Origin of the sequence: Acidovorax sp. (genome assembly GCF_046339755.1) — a bacterium.
In the GTDB taxonomy this organism is placed as follows: domain Bacteria; phylum Pseudomonadota; class Gammaproteobacteria; order Burkholderiales; family Burkholderiaceae_C; genus Acidovorax.
Window position 1 is genome coordinate 1 of record NZ_JBKDTZ010000301.1, and the last position, 5,170, is coordinate 5,170.

A 5,170-nucleotide genomic window follows, 5' to 3' on the forward strand; every position below is an offset into this window, starting at 1 on the left:
GCCTCGACGAAGCGGATGTCGCCCTGGATGGAATCGAGCCCCACGCCTTGGATGCGGATGCCCTCGGGCAGGCCTTCGTGGCCCGAGGCGATGGCGCCCAGGGCGATGAAGTAGCTGGCCGAGGAGGCGTCCGCCTCCACATGGATCTCGCCCGGCGAGCGGTACTGGCTGCCGGCGGGGATGGTGAAGCGCTGCCAGTCCTGGTGCGTGACCGCGATGCCGAAGCGCGCGAGCAGTTGCAGGGTGATGGCGATGTAGGGCTTGGAGATCAGCTCGCCCACCACGTCGATCTCGATGGCCTGCGTGCGGGCGGCCAGCGGCAGCGCCATGAGCAGGGCCGTGAGGAACTGGCTTGAGACATCGCCGCGCACGCGGATCGGGCCGGCCAGCGCCAGGGCCGGCACGCCCTGGCCGTGCGCGATGCGCAGCGGCGGGTAGCCGTCGTTGCCCAGGTAGTCGATCTGGCAGCCGAGCTGGCGCAGCGCGTCGACCAGGTCGCCGATGGGGCGCTCATGCATGCGCGGCACGCCCGACAGCTCGAATTCACCACCCAGCAGCGACAGCGCGGCCGTGAGCGGGCGCATGGCCGTGCCGGCGTTGCCCATGAAGAGTTTGGCGGGCGAATGGGGTGTTGCGCCACCCAGGCCGGTGATGCGCACCGTGGTGCTGCCATCCTCGTCCACCGTGCAGCCGATCTGGCGCAGGGCGTCAAGCATGACGCGGGTGTCGTCCGAAGCCAGCAGGTCGTGCACGGTGGTGGTGCCGGCGCTCAGGGCAGCCAGCAGCAGCACGCGGTTGGAGATGCTCTTGGAGCCGGGCAGGTGGACTTCGCCGCCTGCGGCGCAGAGGGCCGGCAGGTCGAGCCAGGGGGTGCTGAACATCAGCGGCCCTTGCTCGAGCGCTGCGCGCCCATGCGCCAGTGCGCGCGGGTCTCGCTGGCCAGTGTGATCATGTCTTCGAGCGCCTGCGCATCGTTCTTCTGCATGGCCTGCTCGATGTTCTGCAGGGTCTGCTGGAATTGGCGCGACTGGGCCAGCAGTTCTTCGCGGTTGGACAGCAGGATGTCGCGCCAGACCTTGGGATCGCTGGCGGCAATGCGCGTGAAGTCGCGAAAGCCCGGGCCGGCGAGCGAGAGGAAGTCGTCGCCGTCCTTTTGGCCGGTGATGCTGTTCATCATCGCAAAGGCCAGCAGGTGGGGCAGGTGGCTCACGGCGGCGAAGGCCGCGTCATGGGATTCGGGCGACATGCTGCTCACCCGGCAGCCCAGCGCGTTCCACACGGTCTCGGCCTGGCTGAGCTGGGTGGGGAGGGTGCCGAGCTGGGTGTTCGCCGTGCGCTCGATGGGCGTCAGGATGACCTGGCGGCCGGTGTACAGCTCGGCGTCGGCATGCTCCACGCCCGAGACCTCGCGGCCGGTGATGGGGTGGGCGGGCACGAACGAGCCCACCTGGTCGCGCAGCGCGCGGCGTGCGGCCTGCACCACGTCGGCCTTGGTGGAGCCCACATCCATGATCAGCATGTTGGGCGTGACCAGGTGGCGGATGGCCTTGAGCGTGGCTTCGGTGGCGGCCACGGGCACGGCCACCAGCACGATGTCGGCGCCGGCCACGGCCAGCAGGGCCGAAGGGGCTTCGACGTCGATCACGCCGAGCTGGCGCGCCCGGTCGGTGGTGGAGGGCGATTTGCTGTAGCCCACCACGCGCTTGACCAGGCCGGCCTTCTTCATCGCCAGCGCGAAGGAGCCGCCCATGAGGCCGCAGCCGATGAGTCCCAATTGTTCAAACATGGTGGTGCGATTCCGGCAGGGGGCGACGGGGTGCGATCGCCGGGCGTTCAGGGGTGCGCGTGGGCATGTCCAGGCTCATGGCGCCACCGGGTAGGTGCCCAGCACCTTGTAGAAGGCGCACAGGCTGCGCAGCTCTTCGAGTGCGCGGGCCACGTGGGGCTGGGCGGGGTGGCCGTCCAGGTCGATGTAGAAATAGTACTCCCACTGGCCGGTGCGCGCAGGGCGCGACTCGAAGCGCGTCATGGACACGCCGTGCGCCTTGAGCGGCACCAGCAGGTCGTGCACCGCGCCGGGGCGGTTGGGCACCGAGACCACCAGGCTGGTGCAGTCCTTGCCCGAAGGCGGCGGCGTCTGCAGCGTGTGCGGCAGGCAGATGATGGCAAAGCGCGTGCGGTTGTACGCATCGTCCTGGATGGCATGCGCAACGATGTGCAGGCCGAACTGGGTGGCGGCGCGCTCGCTCGACAGCGCGGCCCAGGCCGGGTTGGTGGTGGCCAGGCGCGCGCCTTCGGCATTGCTCGACACCGGGCGGCGCTCGGCGTGCGGCAGGTGCTTGGACAGCCAGGCTTGGCACTGGGCCAGGGCCTGCGGGTGGGCCAGCTCGGCCTCGATGCCGTCGAGCGAGTTGCTGGTGCGCAGCAGGTTGTGGCGCACCAGCAGGCTGACCTCGCCCACCACGTGCGTGGGGGTGTGCAGGAACAGGTCGAGCGAGCGCGTGACCACGCCTTCGGTGGAGTTCTCCACGCCCACCACGCCGTACTGGGCGCTGCCCGCCGCCGTGGCGTGGAACACCTCGTCGAAGTTGGCGCAGTACATCAGGTCGGCGGCGCCGCCGAAGAACTCGATGGCGGCCTGCTCGCAGAAGGTGCCTTCGGGGCCGAGCACGGCCACGCGCTGGGGCGATTCGAGCGCCAGGCAGGCCGACATGATCTCGCGCCAGATGGCCGCCACGTGCGCACCCTTGAGCGGGCCGGGGTTGGCGGTCTGGATCTTGTCGATGACCTGGGCCACGCGGTCGGGCCGGAAGAACGGCGTGCCCTCGCGCTTCTTGACCTCTCCGACCTGCTCGGCGACCAGGGCCCTCTGGTTGAGCAGCGTGAGCAGTTGCCGGTCGAGGGAGTCGATCTGCACGCGCAGGCTGGCGAGATCAGGGGAGGCTTGCGGTTCGGTCATGAAGGGGGCAGCTTTTCTGGCGGGCGTCCGGTGGGAGGGGGGGCGGGAGGGCGGGACTCAGGCGCGCTTCTGTTCAAATTCTCGCATGTAGTCCACCAGCGCCTGTACACCGGCCAAGGGCATGGCGTTGTAGATGCTGGCACGCATGCCGCCCACGGACTTGTGGCCCTTGAGTTGCAGCAGGCCGCGCTCGCGGGCGCCGGCCAGGAAGGCGTCGTTGCGCGACTCGTCGCGCAGGAAGAAGGGGATGTTCATGCGCGAACGGCAGTTGGCGGCCACCTTGTTCACGTACAGCTGCGAGGCGTCGATGGCGTTGTACAGCAGCTCGGCCTTGGCGATGTTGCGCTGCTCCATGGCGGCCACGCCGGTCAGCTCGCCCTCGCGCTGGCGCAGCAGCCACTGGAAGGTCAGGCCCGCCACGTAGATGCCCCAGGTGGGTGGCGTGTTGTACATGGACTCGTTGTCCGCCACGGTCTTGTAGTCGAAGGCGCTGGGGCAGGCGGGCAGGGCATGGCCCAGCAGGTCTTCGCGCACCACCACCAGGGTCAGGCCGGCAGGGCCCAGGTTCTTCTGCGCGCCGCCGAAGGCCAGGCCCACGCGCGACCAGTCCACGCTGCGCGAGGCCACGTGCGAGGAGAAGTCGATGACCAGCGGGGCATCGGATCCCAGGGCCTTGAGGTCGGGCAGTTCGTGGAATTCGGTGCCGTTGATGGTTTCGTTGCTGCACAGGTGCAGGTAGCTCGCGCCGCGGCTCAGGTTCCAGGTGGCGGGGTCGGGCACGGTGGTGAAGTCGCTGTCCTGGCTGCTGGCGGCGATGTTGACTTCCGAGGCGTACTTGCGCGCCTCCTTTTGCGACTTCTGGCTCCAGCTGCCGGTGACCACGAAGTCCACGACGGCGGCGCGCGAGAGGTTCAGCGGCACGATGGCGTTCTCTGCCAGGCCGCCCCCCTGCATGAACAGGATCTTGAAGTTCGCGGGCACGGCCAGCAGCGTGCGCAGGTCGGCCTCGGCCTGCTGGTAGATGGACAGGAACTCCTTGCCGCGGTGGCTCATCTCCATCACGCCCATGCCGCTGCCATGCCAGTCCAGCATTTCGGAGGCGGCTTGCTGCAGCACTTCGGCGGGAATGGCGGCGGGGCCGGCGGAGAAGTTGTAGGGGCGGTTCATGTCAGGCGAAACGAAAAAAGGAAGGTCAGTCTCGATGGGCTGGCGGCTTGCGCCGCGCTGGCCCGCATTGCTTCATGCTGCACCAAGGCGCATCGCGCGCAGCACCCGGCAGGCCCCGGGGATGCTGCTGCGCGCATGCAGTCCGTCAGGACTCGGAGGGCCCGTCCGCTCCCGGTGCGGCGTCACCGCCGGCGTCGGCTGCGCCGCCTTCGCCTTCGATCACGTTGGCATCGTTCTCGACGATGCGCTGCAGGCCGCTGAGCTGGGAGCCCTCGTCCAGTGCGATCAGCGTCACGCCCTGCGTGGCGCGGCCCAGCTCGCGGATCTCGGAGACGCGGGTGCGCACCAGCACGCCCTTGTCGGTGATCAGCATGATCTCGTCGTCGGCATGCACCAGCGTGGCGGCCACGACCTTGCCGTTGCGCTCGCTCTGCTGTATCGCGATCATGCCCTTGGTGCCGCGGCCGTGGCGCGTGTACTCGACGATGCTGGTGCGCTTGCCGTAGCCGTTTTCGGTGGCAGTGAGCACGCTCTGCGTTTCGTCTTCGGCGACCAGCATGGCGATCACGCTCTGGCCGTCTTCCAGCGTCATGCCGCGCACGCCGCGGGCCTGGCGGCCCAGGGGGCGCACGTCGTTCTCGTCGAAGCGCACGGCCTTGCCGCCGTCGCTGAACAGCATCACGTCGTGCTGGCCATCGGTCAGCGCCGCGCCGATCAGGTAGTCGCCGTCATCGAGGTTGACGGCGATGATGCCGCCCTTGCGCGGGTTGCTGAACTCGTCGAGCGCGGTCTTCTTCACGGTGCCCATGCTGGTCGCCATGAACACGTAGCGGTCGGCCGGGAAGGTGCGCATGTCGCCGGTGAGCGCCAGCACCACGTTGATCTTCTCGCCTTCCTGCAGCGGGAACATGTTGACGATGGGGCGGCCACGCGAGCCGCGCGAGCCTGCCGGCACTTCCCAGACCTTGAGCCAGTACAGCCGGCCGCGGTTGGAGAAGCACAGGATGTAGTCGTGCGTGTTGGCGATGAAGAGCTGGTCGATCC

At 68.8% G+C, this 5,170-nt stretch carries 4 protein-coding genes and 1 pseudogene; all 5 read right to left on the reverse strand.

What is annotated here, in order from left to right:
- A pseudogene (locus tag ACK59X_RS25740) lies at nucleotides 1-881 on the reverse strand (bifunctional 3-phosphoshikimate 1-carboxyvinyltransferase/cytidylate kinase); the annotation flags it as partial.
- Nucleotides 881-1,786 (reverse strand): prephenate dehydrogenase, encoded by a 906-nt coding sequence (locus ACK59X_RS25745; protein ID WP_409961303.1) that lies wholly within the window; start codon nucleotides 1,784-1,786, stop codon nucleotides 881-883. The gene ACK59X_RS25745 and the pseudogene ACK59X_RS25740, both read right to left, overlap by 1 nt.
- A 75-nt stretch (nucleotides 1,787-1,861) precedes the next feature.
- Nucleotides 1,862-2,959 (reverse strand): prephenate dehydratase, encoded by a 1,098-nt coding sequence (gene pheA, locus ACK59X_RS25750; protein WP_409961305.1) that lies wholly within the window; start codon nucleotides 2,957-2,959, stop codon nucleotides 1,862-1,864.
- Between the two features lie 57 nt (nucleotides 2,960-3,016).
- Nucleotides 3,017-4,126 (reverse strand): 3-phosphoserine/phosphohydroxythreonine transaminase, encoded by a 1,110-nt coding sequence (serC, locus tag ACK59X_RS25755; RefSeq protein WP_409961307.1) that lies wholly within the window; start codon nucleotides 4,124-4,126, stop codon nucleotides 3,017-3,019.
- Nucleotides 4,127-4,271: 145 nt separating this feature from the next.
- Nucleotides 4,272-5,170 (reverse strand): DNA gyrase C-terminal beta-propeller domain-containing protein (locus tag ACK59X_RS25760; RefSeq protein ID WP_409961309.1); only part of this gene is annotated, 899 nt, incomplete at its 5' end.

Excerpts from the sequence above, each read along its gene's own strand:
- ACK59X_RS25745 (WP_409961303.1), bottom strand. The coding sequence starts at position 1,786 with ATGTTTGAACAATTGGGACTCATCGGCTGCGGCCTCATGGGCGGCTCC.
- pheA (WP_409961305.1), bottom strand. The coding sequence starts at position 2,959 with ATGACCGAACCGCAAGCCTCCCCTGATCTCGCCAGCCTGCGCGTGCAG.
- serC (WP_409961307.1), bottom strand. The coding sequence starts at position 4,126 with ATGAACCGCCCCTACAACTTCTCCGCCGGCCCCGCCGCCATTCCCGCC.